This is a genomic window from Microbacterium oleivorans (assembly GCF_001691565.1).
Taxonomy (GTDB): Bacteria; Actinomycetota; Actinomycetes; order Actinomycetales; family Microbacteriaceae; genus Microbacterium; species Microbacterium oleivorans_B.
Genome location: NZ_MAYO01000002.1, coordinates 414,929 through 433,440 on the forward strand (window position 1 = coordinate 414,929; position 18,512 = coordinate 433,440).

Annotated in this window: 23 protein-coding genes and 1 pseudogene; 13 read left to right on the forward strand and 11 right to left on the reverse strand. The window is 70.1% G+C overall.

The features are described from left to right. Positions 1–74 precede the first annotated feature (74 nt). Positions 75–896, forward strand: a complete 822-nt coding sequence (locus BBA86_RS02295; protein ID WP_065570071.1) for an SDR family NAD(P)-dependent oxidoreductase — start codon at positions 75–77, stop codon at positions 894–896. A 13-nt stretch (positions 897–909) separates the two neighbouring features. On the opposite strand, the gene BBA86_RS02300 is transcribed toward BBA86_RS02295, so the two are convergent. Both BBA86_RS02300 and BBA86_RS14510 read right to left on the reverse strand, forming a co-directional pair. Then, entirely contained in the window at positions 910–1,419 is a 510-nt protein-coding gene (locus tag BBA86_RS02300) for a DnaJ domain-containing protein (protein WP_065570072.1), read from the reverse strand. After that, positions 1,416–1,868, reverse strand: a complete 453-nt coding sequence (locus BBA86_RS14510) for a hypothetical protein (RefSeq protein ID WP_065570073.1) — start codon at positions 1,866–1,868, stop codon at positions 1,416–1,418. Before BBA86_RS14510 ends, BBA86_RS02300 begins: the two co-directional genes overlap by 4 nt. A 137-nt stretch (positions 1,869–2,005) precedes the next feature. On the opposite strand from BBA86_RS14510, the gene BBA86_RS02310 reads away from it, so the two are divergent. Further along, positions 2,006–2,341: a YciI family protein gene (locus BBA86_RS02310; RefSeq protein ID WP_065570074.1), complete on the forward strand. Its 336-nt coding sequence runs from the start codon at positions 2,006–2,008 to the stop codon at positions 2,339–2,341. Between the two features lie 77 nt (positions 2,342–2,418). On the opposite strand, the gene BBA86_RS02315 is transcribed toward BBA86_RS02310, so the two are convergent. The 6 genes from BBA86_RS02315 to ribB form a co-directional block, all read right to left on the reverse strand. Continuing rightward, entirely contained in the window at positions 2,419–3,210 is a 792-nt protein-coding gene (locus BBA86_RS02315) for a nuclease-related domain-containing protein (protein ID WP_065570075.1), read from the reverse strand. Between the two features lie 269 nt (positions 3,211–3,479). Then, the gene (locus tag BBA86_RS14515; protein ID WP_189318405.1) at positions 3,480–3,635 is read right to left on the reverse strand and encodes a hypothetical protein; all 156 of its coding nucleotides are present in this window, start codon (positions 3,633–3,635) and stop codon (positions 3,480–3,482) included. Between the two features lie 39 nt (positions 3,636–3,674). Next, positions 3,675–4,088 carry an SRPBCC family protein gene (locus BBA86_RS02320; protein ID WP_065570076.1) on the reverse strand — a complete coding sequence of 138 codons (414 nt, stop codon included), beginning with the start codon at positions 4,086–4,088 and terminating at the stop codon, positions 3,675–3,677. After that, the gene (locus tag BBA86_RS02325; RefSeq protein WP_065570077.1) at positions 4,088–4,633 is read right to left on the reverse strand and encodes a hypothetical protein; all 546 of its coding nucleotides are present in this window, start codon (positions 4,631–4,633) and stop codon (positions 4,088–4,090) included. The genes BBA86_RS02320 and BBA86_RS02325 overlap by 1 nt, the downstream gene beginning before the upstream one ends. Continuing rightward, complete coding sequence (locus tag BBA86_RS02330; protein WP_083199415.1) at positions 4,630–5,889, reverse strand: lysophospholipid acyltransferase family protein; 1,260 nt, start codon at positions 5,887–5,889, stop codon at positions 4,630–4,632. Before BBA86_RS02330 ends, BBA86_RS02325 begins: the two co-directional genes overlap by 4 nt. After that, complete coding sequence (gene ribB, locus BBA86_RS02335) at positions 5,861–6,508, reverse strand: 3,4-dihydroxy-2-butanone-4-phosphate synthase (RefSeq protein WP_223246999.1); 648 nt, start codon at positions 6,506–6,508, stop codon at positions 5,861–5,863. Before ribB ends, BBA86_RS02330 begins: the two co-directional genes overlap by 29 nt. A gap of 208 nt (positions 6,509–6,716) precedes the next feature. Between ribB and BBA86_RS02340 the strand changes: the two genes are divergently transcribed. Beyond that, positions 6,717–8,909: an MMPL family transporter gene (locus tag BBA86_RS02340; RefSeq protein WP_065570080.1), complete on the forward strand. Its 2,193-nt coding sequence runs from the start codon at positions 6,717–6,719 to the stop codon at positions 8,907–8,909. 112 nt (positions 8,910–9,021) lie between these two features. Continuing rightward, a complete protein-coding gene (locus tag BBA86_RS02345) occupies positions 9,022–9,534 on the forward strand; it encodes a MarR family winged helix-turn-helix transcriptional regulator (RefSeq protein WP_065570081.1) in 513 nt (170 codons plus the stop codon). Positions 9,535–9,546: 12 nt separating this feature from the next. On the opposite strand, the gene BBA86_RS14235 is transcribed toward BBA86_RS02345, so the two are convergent. Both BBA86_RS14235 and BBA86_RS02355 read right to left on the reverse strand, forming a co-directional pair. Continuing rightward, positions 9,547–9,936, reverse strand: coding sequence for a DUF2510 domain-containing protein (locus BBA86_RS14235; protein ID WP_083199417.1), 390 nt, complete (start codon positions 9,934–9,936; stop codon positions 9,547–9,549). 41 nt (positions 9,937–9,977) lie between these two features. Next, the gene (locus tag BBA86_RS02355; RefSeq protein ID WP_065570082.1) at positions 9,978–10,259 is read right to left on the reverse strand and encodes a hypothetical protein; all 282 of its coding nucleotides are present in this window, start codon (positions 10,257–10,259) and stop codon (positions 9,978–9,980) included. 76 nt (positions 10,260–10,335) lie between these two features. On the opposite strand from BBA86_RS02355, the pseudogene BBA86_RS02360 reads away from it, so the two are divergent. From BBA86_RS02360 to BBA86_RS02370, 3 genes and pseudogenes are all read left to right on the forward strand, one after another. Then, positions 10,336–10,649, forward strand: a pseudogene (locus BBA86_RS02360) (glyoxalase); the annotation flags it as partial. Between the two features lie 35 nt (positions 10,650–10,684). Continuing rightward, complete coding sequence (locus tag BBA86_RS02365) at positions 10,685–11,728, forward strand: DUF1266 domain-containing protein (RefSeq protein ID WP_065570083.1); 1,044 nt, start codon at positions 10,685–10,687, stop codon at positions 11,726–11,728. Continuing rightward, on the forward strand, positions 11,725–12,126 hold the full coding sequence (locus BBA86_RS02370; RefSeq protein ID WP_065570084.1) for a GNAT family N-acetyltransferase: 402 nt from the start codon (positions 11,725–11,727) through the stop codon (positions 12,124–12,126). Before BBA86_RS02365 ends, BBA86_RS02370 begins: the two co-directional genes overlap by 4 nt. Before the next feature lie 15 nt (positions 12,127–12,141). Here BBA86_RS02370 and BBA86_RS02375 read toward each other — a convergent pair whose 3' ends face one another. Then, a complete protein-coding gene (locus tag BBA86_RS02375) occupies positions 12,142–12,438 on the reverse strand; it encodes a rhodanese-like domain-containing protein (protein ID WP_065570085.1) in 297 nt (98 codons plus the stop codon). 62 nt (positions 12,439–12,500) lie between these two features. Here BBA86_RS02375 and BBA86_RS02380 point away from each other — a divergent pair, with 62 nt between their 5' ends. Genes BBA86_RS02380 through BBA86_RS02405 form a run of 6 tightly spaced genes read left to right on the forward strand, consistent with a single transcriptional unit; the run spans position 12,501 to position 18,489 of the window. Further along, the gene (locus tag BBA86_RS02380; protein WP_065570086.1) at positions 12,501–13,379 is read left to right on the forward strand and encodes a hypothetical protein; all 879 of its coding nucleotides are present in this window, start codon (positions 12,501–12,503) and stop codon (positions 13,377–13,379) included. Positions 13,380–13,423: 44 nt separating this feature from the next. Further along, positions 13,424–14,056 carry a LysE family translocator gene (locus tag BBA86_RS02385; RefSeq protein WP_065570087.1) on the forward strand — a complete coding sequence of 211 codons (633 nt, stop codon included), beginning with the start codon at positions 13,424–13,426 and terminating at the stop codon, positions 14,054–14,056. A 42-nt stretch (positions 14,057–14,098) separates the two neighbouring features. Beyond that, the gene (locus BBA86_RS02390; RefSeq protein WP_065570166.1) at positions 14,099–14,968 is read left to right on the forward strand and encodes an aldo/keto reductase; all 870 of its coding nucleotides are present in this window, start codon (positions 14,099–14,101) and stop codon (positions 14,966–14,968) included. Positions 14,969–15,017: 49 nt separating this feature from the next. After that, a complete protein-coding gene (locus tag BBA86_RS02395; RefSeq protein WP_223247000.1) occupies positions 15,018–15,344 on the forward strand; it encodes an antibiotic biosynthesis monooxygenase family protein in 327 nt (108 codons plus the stop codon). A 1-nt stretch (position 15,345) separates the two neighbouring features. Then, positions 15,346–16,137, forward strand: a complete 792-nt coding sequence (locus tag BBA86_RS02400) for an MOSC domain-containing protein (protein ID WP_065570088.1) — start codon at positions 15,346–15,348, stop codon at positions 16,135–16,137. Positions 16,138–16,179: 42 nt separating this feature from the next. Next, positions 16,180–18,489: an acyltransferase family protein gene (locus tag BBA86_RS02405; RefSeq protein ID WP_065570089.1), complete on the forward strand. Its 2,310-nt coding sequence runs from the start codon at positions 16,180–16,182 to the stop codon at positions 18,487–18,489. Positions 18,490–18,512: the final 23 nt, after the last annotated feature.

Sequence of the window (18,512 nt, forward strand, 5' to 3'; positions counted from 1 at the left end):
CTCGGCTCCGGCCACACCACGCGCCCACCGTCAAGAGCCGACACCGACATAGCGAAGGGTGTGACACTCGCCTCATGCGAACCATCGTCATCACCGGCGCCAGCGACGGGATCGGAGCCGCGGCATCCCGTCAACTCGTCGCCCGCGGCCACCGGGTCGTCCTCGTCGGCCGATCGCCCGAAAAGACCCGCGCTGTCGCCGAGGGCCTCAACATGCCGTACCACCTCGCCGACTTCTCCGACCTGGCGCAGGTGCGCCGGCTCGCGGACGAACTGCTCGCCGCCTACCCGCGCATCGACGTGCTCGCGAACAACGCCGGCGGCATCTTCGGCCCCCGCAAGCTCACGACCGACGGGTTCGAGCAGACGTTCCAGGTGAACCACCTCGGTCCGTTCCTGCTGACGAACCTGCTGCGGGAGCGGCTGGTCGAGAGCGAGGCATCCATCATCCAAACCGCGAGCGCGGCGGCCCGGATCTTCTCGCGGTTCGACATCAACGACCTCAATGGCGCGCGCCGCTACTCCGGACGCGTCGCCTACGGCAACGCCAAGCTCGCGAACATCCTCTTCACCCGCGAACTGCAGCGCCGGTGGGGGAGCGAGGGCATCTCGGCGGGCGCGTTCCACCCGGGCGTCGTCGCGACCGGCTTCGCGGGCAACCTGACCGGACCGTTCCGGTTCATGTACCACAACCCCCTCGCCAAGCGACTGCTGACGACGACCGATGAGGGGGGCAAGCGTCTCGTGTTCCTCGCCGACGGGAAGCCCGGCACCGACTGGCTGCCCGGCGCGTACTACGAGAACGACCGCGTCACGAAGACGCACAAGCTCGCCACCGACGAGCAACTCGCACGCGAGCTGTGGGACCGCAGCGTCGAGATGGTGAAGCTCGCCTGAGAGGCGGTCTCGATCACACCAAGGCCGTCGCGACGTAGCCGGCGCCGACGATCGCCCCGGCGGCGACGCCTACCGTCGACCACGCGACCGCCCGCGGCCAATCGATCCACCGGCGCGTGCGTGACCCGGGACCAAAGCCTGCGGCATCCGCTGCGCGGACGAACTCGTCGAAGCGCACGGTGACGCGAGGAGCCTCCGTCCTGCGGGAGGAGTCGCTCGTGCGCGGACGGGCGCGTTCCCGGCGGGGCGGAGCCGTCGTCGTCGACGATCGGTCGCTGCTCGACGAGGCCGTCGGGCCGGATGCCGCGGCCCCAGACGGCGTGCTCACGAACCTCACCAGGATGTCGCGTGCCTGCCGTGCCCGGTCGAACGCCAGGCTCATGCGACGCCGTTCCGCGTCGGACGCCATCGGGTGGCGGTCGGGATGCAGGTCGCGTGCGCGCCGACGAAACGCATCGCGGACCTCCCTGACACTCGCACCTCGCGCCACACCGAGCGCCTCGCGTGCCTCGTCGAGCGTCATGCGGCATCCCTCAGATAGGACTGATACTCGCGCACCAGTCTTTCGTCCCGCCTGCGCGTGGCGCCGGTCGTGACACGGAGGAACATCTCCGCGGTCATGCGACGCTTGCGTACCTCGTACGCGGCGAGGCAGAGGAAACCGATGAGGAAGAAGACGAACGCCGCGAGCCGGAGTGCATCGATGTGGAAGACCGCCGCGGCGATGAAGGCCGGCCAGCATGCGCTCGACGCGATCATGAACGCGCGGTACCAGCCTCGGATCGGTGCGTACCACGCGGTCGCGGCGGCGTCCCACGTCGGGTTCGTCGTCCAGAACTGCCACCCGGCCGGGGCGGGCTTCAGCCCGGGGAGCGGCGTCCACCCGACCGGCGGCTGCCAGAAGGCGTTCTCGCGAATCCAGTCATCAGTGGGCGTCGGCCACCCACGCGGCGTGAGGAAATCTCCGCGCACGCCGGCTACGCGAATTCGTCGGGGTGACACGAGAGCAAAATCCTTCGGGTGGAGAAAAGGCCGTTCAGTACATTAGCGAACTCTCATCATTCGGATGACGACTACCCGGCTGAGCCGAGGATAGAGAGGATGCCGCCATGCCGCAGTACGCCGTCCTGATCTACACCGATGACTCCGCACACGCGCTCGACGCATCGGAGGAGCAGCTCGCCGAGCCCAACGCGCACGGCGACGAGCTCGCGAGATCAGGAACGCTGCGTGCCGCCTTCGCGTTCACGCCGCGCGAGCTCGCACGGTCCGTCCGCGTTGGCGGGGTGACCAAGGGGCCGTTCGTCGACGCCGCGCAGGTCGTCGCGGGTGTGTACGTGATCGAAGCGGACGACGAGGATGCGGCGCTCGCGATCGCGGCCACGAACCCCACCATCCGCGGCGACGGCGGTGTCGAGGTCAGGCTCATCCACAGCGGTACCTGACGCGGCGGAAGCTCGGGCACGCACCCGCGAACGTGTACTGGTCGACCCGTCGCCATGGCCACGGCGCGGCATCCGTACTATCTGATGACCGTTCCGGCCAGAACCGTCCCCACCCACAACGGTGCGGTCATCGTCACGCCGACGAGTCCCACGAGCAGCCCACCCGTCCAGACTCGACGACGGAAACGAGCACGCCCGATCTGCTCGCGCAGGTCGGCGAACGCAGCGAGGTCGGGTTCTGGTGCGGGAGCCGCGTTCCACGTCGCCAGGTCGCTCGCGGCTGCCGCGATGCTGTCGACAGACTCCGGCGGGAGGAACCACGGGCGCGATCGCAGCCACCCGGCGACGCTTCCCGAGCTGAGGACGACGACCTGCGCTGAGCGCGCGTTCGCGGTGAGCCGCGACGCGCCGACGATGACGACGAGCGGAGCGACGTCGACAGCGACTCCGGTCGCCGCCGAGAGTCGACGACTCGCGCGCGCCGCTTCGTGCGCCGCGTTCCTCAGATGGTCCTTCCGCTGGCCGTCGACCATCACGCGCCGTTCCCCGACCCATACCGATCGGCCTGCGTGGTGCTTCGTGTTGACCGTGAAGACGCCGGTCGGACCGATGACGAGGTGATCGATGTCGGCCCCGCGCGTCCCGACGGGCACCGCGTGGATGACGCGCCACTCCGGTCCGAGCCCGGCCAGGCGCTGTGCGACCGCCAGTTCGCCGAGCGCACCGCGGAACCACGAGTCTGCGTCGGGTGCGAGCGGAGAGCGACCGAACAATCGATCGACGCGAGAGCGCCGTGGAGCGGTCGACTGTGCGCGCAACACCTGAGCGATGACGGATGCCGCCGGAGGGCGGCTCGCGAGCGAGGCCACCTCGGACTCCGGCGCGGGCGTCTGTTCCGAGGCGGCGGGTCCGGAGCATGCGAGACACCGAACCGTGCGCGTCGCGCGGTCGTGGACGGCTCGCGATCCTGCCTCGAGGTGCAGCCCACAGCGACGACAGGTTCCCGCGAATCTCAGCGTGAGGTGCCGCTCGGTTCCGGTCAGCGCCGGGAGGGTCTCGGCAGACGTCGGCGCATGACGGAGCCCGCTTTCGGGCGGACGAGCTGCGGGCGCATCGAGCTTTGCGGAGTCCGACCTGTCTATGGTCGGCCCTCGTCGATCCAACGGGTGTGCGCGCGCATGCCGTGGAAGATCGCTTGACGGATCACCAGGTACAGCAGAAGCAAGGTGATGATCAGCCCGAGCGCGGATGCAGCGATGGTGATGATGGTCATGAGAAGTGCGGTATCCCCCATGAGCTCACCGTACCAAGGCGCTCCGCCGCGACGGGTGCCTCAGCTCCGGCCCGCGAGCCGGCTCCGCACCTCTTCTCTCAGACGTCCGAGCCGCCACCCCGCGACCGGCTCGAATGCCTTCGACATCAGCCGGAGGACGAGCCCCGTGTGCACGAACTCGTGCCGCACACGCGTGCGCCCGTCCGGCAGGGGATCCAGCGCCCAGACGCCGTGTTCCGAGACACCCGGACCCTGCATCCGATACGTGATCAGCGCGTCACTGATCGTCTCGTACCGGATGGTCGCGGGCACCACGCCGCGGATCCGGCTGCGATACCGGCGCCCGGGCTGCGCCCGACCGGTTTCGGTTACGCGACCGAGCGCCGGGTTCCACTCGGCGAGGGCGCCGAGGTCGGTGAGGATGCCGGCGAGCGAACCCGGCGGGGCATCGATCGTGAGGGTCGAGCTGTACATCATGCGGTCCTCCAGGTGATGTCGTCGGTGCTGCGGAGGTAGGCGAGGTACTCCGTGAGCTCGCGTTCCAACCGGGCGCGCGTGACCCCGGCCGAGAGGAGCGCGAAACTCACCTTCCCCGCCGAGAACGGCTCGTCGCCCTCGAGCACCACCGGCGGGCGGAGGAGGGCGGGAAGTGCGGCGAAGCGCTCCCGCTGCGTGCGCAGAAACGCCTCGCCGCGCGCGCGGATGACATCGGGCAGCCAGTCGAAGTGGGGGAGTGACAGCTCGACGATCTCCCCCTCGGCGACCGTGCCGTCCGCCGCCGGGACTTCGTCGCCCAGCGCGTACGTCGTGATCGGCTGCGCATCGGTGAGCACGAGCACGCAGCCGCCACCCCCCAGGTGCTGATCGACGGCAGCGCGTTCCTCCGTGTTCGGCCAGCTCTCCGCGAGGAGCCACCGATCGCCCTGTCCGCGCGACCAGCGGATGCGCGAGTCGTCGTCGAACACGATCGCGAGATCCTCGATGACGGTCAGCGGTCCCGCGCGGAGCGTCCCGATCATGCCCCCACCTCCGCCGTCGGCTCGAGCGCCTCGAGCTGCCGACGCGCTCGGTCGACGCGCGCCTCACCGCGGCTCCCCGCGCGTACCGGTGCGCGCGCGATCAGCTCGAGGTTCGCCCGCGCTTCGTCGATGCGCCCCTCGGCTAGGTACAGCTCGGCCAGACCCGCCAGCGCCCGCGTGTCACCGCGGTCCGCATTCCTCGCGCTGACGACGAAGGCGGCCTCCGCCCGTGCCCGCCCGCCACCGAGAGCGGACGGCATCGCGAGGCACCACCTCCCCAGCAGGTAGTTCGCGACGGCATGCTCCGGATCCCGCGCGAGCACGCGATCCAGTCGCGACCGCATCCGCACCGCGGGCAGGACCCGCAGCGGACCCGGCAGGTTCGAGATCGCTAAGCCTCGCAGCCTGATCCGCTGCGTCTCGAGGTGCACCGGGTGCCGTTCCATCCGCTGCAGGAGCGACACCACGAACCCGAGCCTCCGGCGGTCGGATGCCGCCAGTCGCCCGTCCGCGCTCAGCGCCGCCGTGATGAGTTCATCGAGGGCGTTCGCGGCACCGACCACGAGTTCGGGACTCTCGGCATCCCGGGCATTCTTCGCGGCGGCCTCGAGCTGGGCGACGATGGCCGCCCGGGTCGAGAGGGCCAGTTCGCTCGCTGCCCGCTGCTTGCCCGCGGTCAGATCGGGCAGGATCGGTTCGCCGATGACGAGGTGCACGCGCCCGTCATCCCGAAACCGCCGGCTGCCCTTGGGGAGGACCGTCTCGGTGCCGACCATCGCGACGGGGATGACCGGCGTCCCCTCCGACAGGGCGAAGCGGAACGCCCCCGCCTGGAACGGCAGCATCTCGTCGGTCGCGTTCCGGGTGCCTTCGGGGTAGACGCAGAGCACCTCGCCTGCCGCGAACACCCGCTGCACGGCTCTCAGCGTCTCCGGGCTCGGGCGATCTCGATCGACCGGGATGCCGTACCACGCCCGCGTCCAGAGCCGTGAGACGTAGGCGTCGAAGCTCTCCTTCTTCGTCAGGAACCAGACGGGGCGACCGACGGTCGCATTCACGAGCAGTTCCATCACGAAGTGGTCGAAGTAGCTGCGGGGGTTGGGGGCCAGCACGAACGGCCCCGACGTCGGCAGATGCTGCAGGCCGTCGATGGTGACGAGATGGCGTCGAAGGCGCCGCCGGACGATCGCGCCGGTCAGCCGGCGGACGGTGACCTCCCCGCGCACGTCAACGCGCTCCCGCGAGGAAGTGTTCACGCAGGAGTTCGATGCTCGTCATCAGCAGCCCGTGCTCGTCGGCGAAGCGGCGCAGCGAGTCGCGACGGAGCATCTCGCCGTCGTCGCCGATGATCTCCACGATCACCCCGGAGGGCGTGCAGCCGGCGGCGCGCGCGATGTCGACGGATGCCTCGGTGTGGCCGGTCCGCTCGATGACACCGCCGTCGCGGGCGATCAGCGGGAAGACGTGACCGGGGCGCTGCAGGTCGCCCGCGGCACCCGTCATGGCGACCTGGATGGTCCTGGCGCGCTCGGCGGCGGAGATCCCCGTGGTGACGCCGAGCGCACGCGTGGCGTCGATCGAGACGGTGAACGCCGTCCCCATGTGGTCTTCGTTGAAGGTCACCATCGGCGGCAACTCCAGTTGCAGAGCCCGCTCGCGGGTGAGCGACAGGCAGACCAGCCCGCGCCCGTGCGTGATCATGAAGTTGATCACCTGTGGCGTGGCGTGATCCGCCGCGACGACCAGGTCGCCCTCGTTCTCGCGATCCTCGTCATCGACGATGACGACCATCTCCCCCCGTCGGATCGCTTCGATAGCGTCGACCGCCGCATCCAACAGCGTCGACCCGACGATCGCATCGATTTCCATAGTCATGACTGCCCCCAGTTCTGCCGCCCAGACGGCGTTCGTGACCGATGTCGGCGACGGTTGTCGTCGCATGAATGTCACAACACGTGACGCTAGGGATACACGTGTGCCCCGTCAATGAATGAGGCGTCAGAAGTCACCGATGTTCACGACCGGGCAATGTCGTGTATACATGTTACAACACGTATGACGTAACACCTAACTGGGGGAAGCCATGCATCGATTGACCGCCGTATCCATCCGACACCCCCGTGTCGTCCTCGCCGTGTGGGCGACGCTCTTCATCGCCGGCGCGCTGCTCGCCCTTCGGCTGGACGGTGCGCTGAGCGGCGGGGGGTTCACCAATCCACGAGCCGACGCCCTGCAGGCGCAGGCCGTCCTCGAGGAGAAGTTCGATGAAGCCCCCAACCAGCTCGTGATCGTCCTCTCCGCGGCCGACCCCGTCACCGAAGCCGCGATCGATGAGGCGGCCGACCTCGCCCGTGAGGCCGGGGCCGACCGGGTCACCCTGCCGTCGGAGCAGGCGGACCTGGCCTCCGACGACGGGCGAACGGTCGCCGTCGTGGCGGGGTTCACAGCGGACAGCACGACGGTGCAGAACCTCGTGCCCGAACTCCAGGCATCCCTCGACGAACAGGGCATCGCCGCCGACGCCTACGTGACCGGCCAGCCTGCCCTCGACTACCAGCTCAACGCGCACTCGAAGGCGGATGCGATTCGCGCCGAACTGATCGGCTTCCCGATCCTCATCGTCGTCCTGCTTCTCGTGTTCGGATCCGTCGTCGCGACCATCCTGCCCCTGCTTGTCGCCGGATCGGCTCTGATGATCTCGATGGGCATCGGCACCCTCGCGACCGGGGTCACCGAGATCTCCAACCTCTACACGAACATCGTCTCGATGATCGGGTTGGCCGTCGCCGTCGACTACTCGCTGTTCATCATCAAACGCTTTCGCGAGGAGCTCGCGGCCGGAAGATCAACGACCGAAGCGATCCACGTGACGATGGCGACCGCGGGCCACTCCGTACTCTTCAGCGGGTTCGCGGTCGCCCCCGCCCTGTCGGCGCTCTTCGTACCGCAGGTCATGGCGCTCACCAGCATCGCCCTCGGCGGCATCGTCGTCGCGCTCGTCGCGCTCGCCGTGACCATGCTCGTTCTGCCCGCAGGTCTCGCCCTGCTCGGCGCACGGATCGACGCCGGCCGGCTGCCCTTCTCATCGCGGCGGAAGAGACCGGTCTCCGTGGCGGGCTCGGCTCGCATCCGCCGCCCCGGGCTGGTCGGTCTCGCCGGCGCCGCCGTCATGATCATCGCCGCCCTGCCGATCGCGGGGCTCTCGCTCCAATCGCCGGTCGCCAGCGCGACGGTGCTTCCCGCGGGCGACCCGGCACGCGCCGGCCTCGAACTGCTCGAGACCGACATCGGGCAGGAAGGCCTCTTCCCGGTGGACGTCATCCTCACCTTCCCCGAGGGGACCACGGCCGCCACCGCGCTCGCCGAGACCGGAGAGGCACGGGACTGGCTCGTCGACCATTCCGGTGTCGACGGGGTGCTCGACGTGACGCAGTTCGCCCCGTCTGGAAGCCCGCTCGCCCAGGCGCTGGGTGACGGCACCGTCCCGGCCGAGGTCGAGCGCCTCTGGAGCTCGACCGGCGGCGCCATCGCCACGCGACTTCTCGTCACCACGTCGGAGGGTCCGGACACCGTCGGCACCCACGACCTCGTGAAGAGCATCCGCGCCGACCTCACAGGCCGCATCGACGGGGGAGTGGACGTCGCCGTGACCGGTGCCACCGCGCAGGGCGTCGACTTCGACGAGACGATCATCGGCAGCATCCCCGCCATCGCCGCCATCGTGCTCACGCTGACCTTCATCATGCTCGCGCTCGCCTGGCGATCGATCCTGCTCCCGCTGTTGGCCCTCGTCTTCAACCTGCTCGTCGTCGGGGCGAGCGTCGGGTTGCTGACCCTCGTCCAGGGAGCGATCAGCGACGTCCCCCTCAACTCCGTGACGCCCATCCTGCTGTTCGCCGTGATGTTCGGTCTGAGCATGGACTACATGGTGATCATCATGTCCCGCATGAGGGAGCTCTACCGGGACGGGCTGGGCTACGAGCAGGCGGTCCTCCAGGGCGCGGCGCGGACCCGGGGGATGATCAACAGCGCCGCCGTCATCATGATCGCCGTCTTCCTCTCGTTCATGACGGCGCAGATCAGCATCGTCCGCGAGATCGGGATCGGACTGGCGATCGCCGTCGCGCTCGATGCGGTCGTCATCCGGATGCTGGTCATGCCGAGCATCCTCCGGGCCATCGGTCCGCGGGCGTTCGGGCGACGCGCCGAGCCGGAGCCCGCGGTGGATCCCGACGCGGGCAGGGAAGCACCCGTGCGGGAACCAGCGCTCACCTGAGCGGGGATGCCGGCCGGTGGACCTCCTCCCCCCGGACGCCGGCCGGCGTTCCTCACCTGGCACACTGGGTGCAGAGCGACACCCGCGATCGACCCGAACGGCTGGACGAAGCATGACCGACACGGCGCTGACGCCTTCCGAGGCAGACCCTGCGACCCTCGCTCCCTTCGAGCTGCGCTACCTCGTGCTCGCCGCTCAACGAGAAGGCAACCGCGCTCTCGGCCGCCAGCTGGCGCCGCTCGGCCTCACCTCGTCGCAGTTCGAGATCATCCTGGTGCTCGACCAGTACGGTCCGGTGTCGCTCAAGGAGCTCGGCGAGCTCATCGTCTGCGAGACAGGAAGCCCGAGCAGGATCGTCGACACCCTCGTCAAGCGGGGCTACGTCGAGCGCTCGCCCCACGAGAAGGATCGGCGGGCCCTCGAGCTGAAGCTCACCGACGCCGGACGTCAGATCGTCCCGCACCTGCGCGAGATCGACCGGGTCATCGACGAGGGTGCGCGTCTGCTGCTCGACCCCGCCGACCTCGCGGGCCTCGCGACGGCGCTGCGCATGTACCTCGCGGGAAGCGAGTCCGGCGCCGTGCTCGAGCGCCGATTCCACGGCGCCCCGCTCGCGGAGGACTGACGGCAGCCTCGGTCAGACGAGCTTCTCGAAGACGAGCGTCGCCTGGATCCGGTCGCCGCCGCCGAAACCCGTGCTGCCCGATGATGCGGTCGTGATCGTATGCAGTCGGTATCCGAGGGCCGCCTGCGCATTGATCGCCCGCTCGAGCTCCGTGAGGTTCCCCGAGCCGCTGCCGAAGAACTTCTCCTTCAGCACCACCTGCAGCACGACGTAGCTCATGCCCGCCTGCGCCGGCCGCGGCTGCGCGCCGGACACCGCGTCGGCCTGCGCCTGCGCGATGAAGCCGCCGATCCCGGGTTGCGGGGGAGGAGGCGGCTGCGTCCGCTCGGTCCAGGCGGTCCCGTCCCACCACCGCATCGTGCCGGAACCGTCGTCGTACCATCCTGCTGCCGTATCGCTCATGCGGTCACCGTAGCGGGACGGATGCCGCGGGCAGAAGTGCGTCAGGCGTTACCGCTGAGCAGCCACATCATGAGGGCGCTCGTCGAGATCAAGCCGGTGACCGCGGCGATCGATCCGAGCGAACCGCCCACCAACGCCATCACCTTCGACTGGCCGCGCGTGAGGGCGTAGATCCCGAGCCCGAACGCCGTCAGACCGAGGAGCAGACCGAGCCACGGGACGAGCCCGGTGAGGAACGCGACGATCCCGACGACCAGGGTCGCGACCGCGAGTCGGTTCGACGGTCGCGCAGCGGCGGGCTGACTCATCGGCGTCTCGGTCATCTTTCCCCTCTCATCGGGTGGTGCTCACGCTACCTCGAAACGATGGCGGAGGCCCTACTCGCAACGGAGGGTGCGACGACTCGGCTTCGTCCGCGAGAGCGTGTGGCCCGAGGGGAGTCGTGGGCAGCGGGCGGCGCCTATCTGACCCTCACGACCTCACCGAACCTGTCGACCACCGTGCACGACCGGCGCGCTCCCGGGGTGAACCGCCTCGCCTTCTCCGGCGGATCTCGCGCCGCCGTCGACGCGATCATGGCCGCTGCCCCCGACTACGGCTGGCGCCCGCTGTACCAGAAGCGGTACCCGCGCGCCGGCGGACCGGATCACTACGCCGGATGGCTCGAGAACTCCGCGGGGTTCACGGCCGAGGTCGTCGCCGACGCCCCCTGACGCGATCGCGTCCGCAGCGGTGCCAGGATGGTCCGGTGGCCCCTGACGTGAACGCGCTCCAGAACCATCCCGGTGACGTCGAGTACCCCGTCCGGTCCCGTCGCCGCTACGCGCAGGCCCTCGAAGCCAAGCGCAAGGCCGATCCCGCCGAGATGCGCCGGCGCGCGCTGCCCGTCACCCTGATCGCCGCCCCGTTCGGCATCGCGGCGTTCATCCTGTCGTTCGTGTGGGAGGTCGACGAGATCATCGTCAGCTTCTTCATGTTCGCCGTCGGCATGGCGGTCGGCCTGATGATCGCCTCGATCATCCTCGCGAAACGGGATGCCGGTGCTCCCCGCCGTGCACAGCTCGCCTACATCGCGGCATCCGGTCGGCAGGCACTCACCCCGCGGCAGCAGCAGATCCTCGCGCTCGATGCCGCGAGCGACTTCGCCGTCCGCGGCTGGAACGGCTCGCTCGCCTTCACGCCGACGTTCGCCGAGCTCCCGCAGGAGCTGCGCGCGAAGCACCAGGACGGCGAGAAGGGCTCGCCGTGGTTCTCGCTGCCCGTCGCACCGCTCAAGCAGTTGCGTGGCGCGCTCGATGAGCAGTTCAAGATCGTCACGAAGGCCGATGCCGAGCTCCTCGTCGCCGACACCCTCGTCATGGGGCTCAACTCGCAGCGCTTCGCCGAGGTCGTGCACAGCGACAGCGCCGAGCACATGATGTCGCGCGTCGCCGCCCTCACCGAGCTGCCCGTCTTCGACATCCAGGACCTCGCCCGCGGCACCGAGGAGCACCCCGCGCGGTTGCTTCTCGCCGCCGACATCGAGCGCGGCATCGGCGGCATCCGCTACGCCTACGTCGCCGGCTACCTCACCGCCGACGAGACCTGGTCACTGCTCGAGCCGCTCGCCGAGAAGGCGTTCACCACCTACCGCAGCTGGGACGAGTACTGGCGCGAGGTCCTCATCGCCACCGCGTTCCGCACCGATTCACTGCAGGCCGTGCAGAGTCAGCGCGACGCACTAGCCGAACTCCGGACGACGCCCTGGCCCGCGGCATCCGTCGCCTGGCCGACGAACGGATCACGCGCATGAGGGTCACGACCGACCTCGCCGAGATCAACCTCGGCGTCGTCCACCGGTGGCTCTCCGAGGGCGCCTATTGGGCACTCGGACGCAGTCGCGAGACCGTCGAGCGCGCCGCGCAGAACTCGATCAACTTCTGCGCCCTCGACGACGACGGCACGCCCCTCGGCTACGCGCGCGTCGTCACCGACTCTGCGACGTTCGCCTGGCTGTGCGACGTGTACGTCGATCCGGGAGTGCGCGGCAAGGCCGTCGGCAAGGCGCTCGTCGGTGCCGTCGTCGACACGCTCGAGCCCATGGGGCTGAAGCGCACGCTGCTCGTCACCGCCGACGCGCACGGACTCTACGAGCAGTTCGGGTTCGAGCTGTACCCGACGCCCGAGCGCCTCATGCAGCGCGGCGGCTGACGACGTCAGCCTCAATCACTTCTCGACGTCGCGGCCCTCCGCGATCCACGAACCCGTGCCCCCCTCGACGTTCGTCGTCTCGAGACCGTGGTGCTCGAGGAACGCGGCCGCACGGGCGCTGCGTCCGCCGGCCTGGCAGATGAGGTGCAGGTCGTCGAGTTCGCGCAGCTCGTCCACGTGATCGGGGACCGTGGCGAGGGGGATGTTGCGCGCACCGGGCACGTGACCGGCGGCGAATTCGTCGGGTTCGCGCACGTCGATGATGTTCGCGGGGGAGGCCTCGGCGAGCTGCGCCGTCGTGATGGAGTGCATACCTCGATGGTCGCAGATCTCGCGGGCCGCGGCGCGGAGTCGGCGATCGTTACCCTCGGAGTATGCCGATCCGCTCCGCTCTTCGTGCCCTGAACGATTCCACCTCCATCACCCACGGCGTCGTGTCGTCGTGCGTCGTCGGCGCCCTCACCCTCATCGACCCCCGCCGTCTCACCGTCGGGCAGCGCCTCGTCTACCGCCTGGCCAACGCGGGGCTCGCCGCCTGGACCGTCGGCGTCGGTCTCCGCAGCAGCGATCCGAGCGGCGCCGTCCCGCCGGTCGGGCGGGCGGCCCTCGTCGCGGGCACCGCCGGTGCGGCCCTCGGCTTCGCCGATGCAGGCGAAGCGGTGGATGCCCGCGTGCAAGGCGCGATCGCGCGCACCGGCGCCCGGCATCCGCGCCGTTGGCTGGCAGCAGGAGGGGCCATCCTCGCCTTCGGCTCGTGGTGGGCGAGCCGCACCCTCGACACTCCGGAGGACACCCCCGAGGCGCAGGAGATCGCCGTCGACCTGCCGGAGGACGTCCGGGCTCTCGCTGCGCACCTGCTCGCCGCCACCGACCTGTTCGGTGCGCCGGAGCTCCGCGCCCAGCTCGCGCATGCGGAGCGTCTCGTCTTCGACGACAGCGACGGCGGGTTCTGGCCGGACGCGCAGCTCCTCGTCGCCGACGACCTGCCGCGGGCCGTTCCGGCGCACGCGACGTTCCCGGTCGTCGGTCGGTTCCGCGCCCTGGGCGATGTCACCTTCGACGTGCGGCTCATGGTGACGGACGGTGTGCTCACGAGTGTCTTCGTCGACGAAGGCGCCGACTGGACGTCCGAGCAGCGCGACGCCTGGTACGAGTCCGGCGGCGACCTCGGAGAGCTCGGCGACTGGCCCGCGCTCGGCGACCTGGAGATGCTCATCGAATCGCCCGCGGGGCTTCGCCCGATCGGCGCCTAGGCGCAGGGTCGGGGACGGATGCCGGGGCGCGATAACGTTCCCTCATGATCCCGATCGAGAACCTCCTCGCCTTCGCCTTGGCGTCGATCGTAATCATCGTGATCCCGGGTCCCGGGGTCCTGTTCGTCATCGGCCGTTCCATCGCGCTCGGCCGCCGCGCGGGAGTGCTCAGCGTCCTCGGGAACTCGCTCGGGAACATCCCCGCGATCCTTCTCGTCGCCTTCGGCGTCGGGGCGGTCGTCGCCTCGTCGGTCGTCGCGTTCACGGCGATCAAGATCATCGGCGCGATCTACCTCGTCTACCTCGGCGTCCAGGCGATCCGGCACCGGAAGCACCGAGCCGAGCGGGACGGGCGAGCATCGGCATCCGTCGTCACCCTCCTGCGCCAGGGCTTCATCGTCGGCCTCACCAACCCGAAGACCATCGCGTTCTTCGTCGCCGTCCTGCCGCAGTTCGTCGTGCGCGACGCGGGCCCGATCTGGGCGCAACTGCTCCTGCTCGGCCTCATCTTCCAGGTGCTCGCCGTCGTCTGCGACAGCACCTGGGCCGTCGCCGCCGGGACCGCCCGCACCTGGTTCGGGCGGTCACCGCGGCGACTGTCCACCCTGTCGGGCGCGGGGGGATTCCTCATGATCGGGCTCGGCGGTGCGCTCGCCCTCACCGGCGCGAAAAGCTGACGAACGGGAATGTTCCGGCGCGCTCGTGCGCTGGAACACCCCATGACGAACAACACGAAGCCTGCGCAGTCGTCCGGCACGTTCCGCATCGGCGGAGACCTCGAGGTCAACCGGCTCGGCTACGGCACCATGCAGCTCACCGGCCCCGGCGTCTGGGGTCCGCCGAAGGATCGCGATGAGGCCATCCGCGTCCTCCGTCGCAGCGTCGAGCTCGGCGTGAACTTCTTCGACACCGCCGAGTCCTACGGCCCCTACGTCGCAGAGGAGCTCCTCAAAGAGGCCCTGCACCCCTACGCCGACGACATCGTCATCGCGACCAAGTCCGGCCTCACGCGCACCGGCCCGAACGTGTGGCCCCCGCTCGGACGCCCCGAGTTCCTGCGTCAGGGTGCGGAGATGAGCCTCCGGCGCCTCGGTCTCGAGCGCATCGATCTGTTCCAGCTGCACCGCATCGACCCGAAGGTTCCGCTCGAGGACCAGGTCGGCGAGCTGAAGGCGCTGCAGGACGAGGGGAAGATCCGGTACATCGGCCTCTCCGAGGTCGCGGTCGACGAGGTCAAGGCCGCGCAGGAGATCGCCGAGATCGTCACCGTCCAGAACCTCTACAACCTGCAGCACCGCGACGCCGAGGCGCTCCTCGACTGGTCCGAGGAGCAGGGCATCGGATTCATCCCGTGGTTCCCGCTCGCCACCGGCGGCCTCACCGGAGCGGACTCGCCGCTGACCGACATTGCCGAGCGCAAGAACGCGACGCCCGCCCAGGTGGCTCTTGCCTGGCTGCTGAAGCGCTCGCCGGTCATGCTCCCGATCCCCGGCACGTCGAGCGTCGCCCACCTCGAGGACAACCTCCAGGGCGCCGTCATCGAACTCACCGACGAGGAGTTCGCGGAGCTCTCGAAGCTCGGCAGCTGAGCCCCGGCATCCCTCGCGTCACCCGTCCACCCTCTGCCAGGGTGGGCGGGTGACGTCTTTCACCCCGCAGAGCCCGCCGGTCGTCCGCATGTGGAGCGGCGTGGTCCGCGCCGAGGACCGGGACGCCTACGCCGACTACGTGGAACGCACCGGGATGAGCGCCTACCGCGCGACGCCCGGAAATCTCGACGCGTGGCTGCTCACGCGCGACCTCGGCGGCGGACGCACCGAGATCACGACCGTGTCGCGGTGGGAGAGCCTCGACGCGATCACCGCATTCGCCGGCGACGACATCGAGCGGGCGGTCTTCTACCCCGAGGACGATGAGTATCTCGTCGAGCGCGACGAGCGCGTCCGGCACTACCGGCAGGCGTGACATGGCCGTCGTCTCATCGCTCTACCGCTACCCGATCAAGGGGTTCACGCCCGAGCCGCGCGCCGAACTCGTCGTGCAGGCCGACGGCCGCATCGCCGGAGACCGCGTCCTCGCGTTCCGCTTCGCCGACGCGACGACGCCCGAGGACGACGACGGCCTCGACTACTGGCCCAAGAATCGCGGTCTCGCGCTCATGGACTTCCCCTCCATCGCCCGCCTGCACGTCGAACTCGAGGACGGTGTCGTCCGTATCAGCGAGAACGGCAGCCTGCTGGTCGAGGCGGGTCTTGATGACCCGGGCCGCCGCGTGCTCGAGGACGCCGTCACCGCGTTCGTCGAGCGGTCCTCCGACGCGAGGCTGCTCGACCGACCCGGCGTCCTGCCGCTCCGCCTCATCGGCGACGGCGTCGCACCGCGGTTCCAGGACCGGGCACGCGGCTACATCTCCCTGCACGGCGAGGCGACGGTGGCGCAGGTGGATGCCGCTGTGCCCGCCCCCGTCGACGATCGCCGCTTCCGCTCCAACATCGTCGTCTCCGGCACCGCGCCGTGGGAGGAACTCGACTGGTCGGGTCGTGTGCGCATCGGCACCGTCGAGTTCGAGGTTCAGCGGCCGATCGGTCGCTGCGCCGCGATCACCGCCAATCCGGACACGGGCGAGCGCGATGCGCGCCTGCTGCGCGTGCTGACCACCGAGTTCGGTCAGAGCGAGGCGACTCTCGGCATCCTGCTGCTGCCCATCGGCGACGGCGGGACCGTGCGAGTGGGGGATGACGTCGTCGTCGTGTCGTGACCGCGTGGGACCGATCCCATAGACTCTCCGTCGGCTTTCTTCATGGACTCCCCGACCCACACTCCCGCTCCACCGCGCCGCGACATCCAAGGCCTCCGCGCCCTCGCCGTCCTCGCGGTGATCGGCGCACACGCCGCCGGATGGCCCGCGGGCGGCGTCATGGGCGTCGACGTCTTCTTCGTCATCTCGGGATTCCTTATCACCGGCATGCTGCTGCGCGAAGCGCGCGACACCGGGCGGGTCTCGCTCGGCTCGTTCTACGCGCGCCGAGCGCGCCGCCTGTTGCCGGCGGCGCTGACGGTGTTGATCGCCGTCGCGGTCGCCGGGTGGTTCCTCTTCAACCGCGCCCGCGGGACGCAGACGCTGTGGGATGCCGCCTGGGCGGCCGTCTTCGCCTCGAACTGGAACTTCGCCGCGCAGGGCACCGACTACTTCGCCGACACCGGCGCCGTCTCGCCGTTGCAGCACTTCTGGTCGCTGTCGGTCGAGGAGCAGTTCTACCTCGTGTGGCCGCTGCTCCTCCTCATCGTCGTCGCCCTCACCGGTCGCACGCGGGTCAGGATCATCGCGGGCGTCCTCGCCGCGACGGTCGTGGCGGGGTCGTTCGTCTGGGCTCTCGTCCAGTCCGATGCGCAGGCGACCGTCGCGTACTTCTCCACCCTGACCCGCGCGTGGGAGCTCGGCCTCGGCGCGCTCGTCGCCGTGCTCGTTCCCCTGCTGCGCCGCATCCCTCGCACGCTCGGCGGGATGCTGCAGTGGACCGGCGTCGCGGGGATCGCCGCCTCGCTGCTGCTCATCGATCCGACCAGCGGAGGCTTTCCCGCCCCGTGGGCTGCGGCGCCCGTCGCCGCCACGGCGCTCGCGATCGCGGGAGGTGTCGGGGGGGACCCCCGGCACCGTCACCTCTTCCCGCTCACGAACCCGGTCACCGTCTTCGTCGGTGACGCGTCGTACTCGCTGTACCTCTGGCATTTCCCGGTCGTGGTCTTCGCGGCCGCTCTGCTCCCGGCATCCGAGTGGCATCTCTGGATCGTCCTCGGCGCGAGCGTCGTCCTCGGGCTCGCGTCGTACCTGATCATCGAGCAGCCGCTGCGCTACGCGCCGTTCCTCGGTGGGATGCCGCGGGTCGACGCGCCCGCTTCCGCACCGGACGCCGAGCCGGAGCCGGCTCCCGCGCCGGTCGTCGCGGTTGCGACGACCCGTCCGACGGGATGGACGCCGGGGACGCGGTACTTCCCGGGCTCTTCGCGCCCTGCGCCTGTGCGCGTCGAGCCGGCGGCTGTGTTCGCCGCGCCCATCGTCTCCGCGGCCGTGGTCGAACCGGAGCCCCAGCCGCGGGGGAGCGCCCTGACAGCTTGGCGCGAGCGGTTCGCCGCGCAGGTCTTCCTGGCGACGGCCGGGCTCGTCGTCGTGGCTCTCGCGGGCGCGCTCTGGGCGACGGCATCCGGTCACGGTCCGCGGTTCGGCCTCCCCGAACCGGCCCCGGCGGCGTCGGCTCCGCCGGTCTCGGGCGATCCGACGGCCGACCTGCAGGCCGAGCTGACGGCGGCAGCGAGCGCCGACGCCTGGCCCGACCTGAATCCTTCGCTCGACCGCGTCATGATCGCGTCGTCGGGCGCGAACCCCGCGCATGACTGCTTCTCTCCGGGTGCGGCGACAGCGTGCGGGTGGGGGAGCGGCGACGCGCCCGTGCACATCTGGCTCGTCGGCGACTCGACCGCGATGGCCTACGCGCCCGCCTTCCGCCGGATCGCGGACGACAGTGCCGGCGGGATCCGCGTCTCGGCCATGGGCATGTACGGATGCCGCTTCACCGACGTCCTCGTCCAGAACGACGACCCCCAGGTGATGGCGGGATGCCAGGAACGCAAGGCCGCGGTGCGAGCGGCGATCCTCGCCGACAAGCCGGACCTCGTCGTGATGTCGAACGCGTTCACCCTCGGCCAGTCCGTCGACGGCACCGACCTCTCGGCTGAGAACCTCATCGCCGCGCAGCGCCGCGAAGCGGCCTCGTACGAGGTCGGTTCCCGGATGCTGTACCTCGCGCCGCCGCCGCAGGGCGTCAGCCTCGCCGCCTGTTACACGCCGTCGTCGTCGCCGAAGGCCTGCGACAGTGCGGTCGACAGCACGTGGCGTCAGATGGAGGCGGCGTCAGAGCACGCGGCCAAGGCCGCCGGCGACCACGCCGTGTCGTCGCTGCCGTTCACCTGCGCCGGCGACGTGTGCCCGCCGTTCGCCGGGTCGATCCCGACGAAGTACGACCAGACACACCTGACCGTCGAGTACGCCGAGCACATCGCGCCCGCGCTGCGGCAGGCGCTCGACCGGATGGGCGTGCTGACGGAGCGCTGAGCTCATCCGCCCAGATGGCGGAA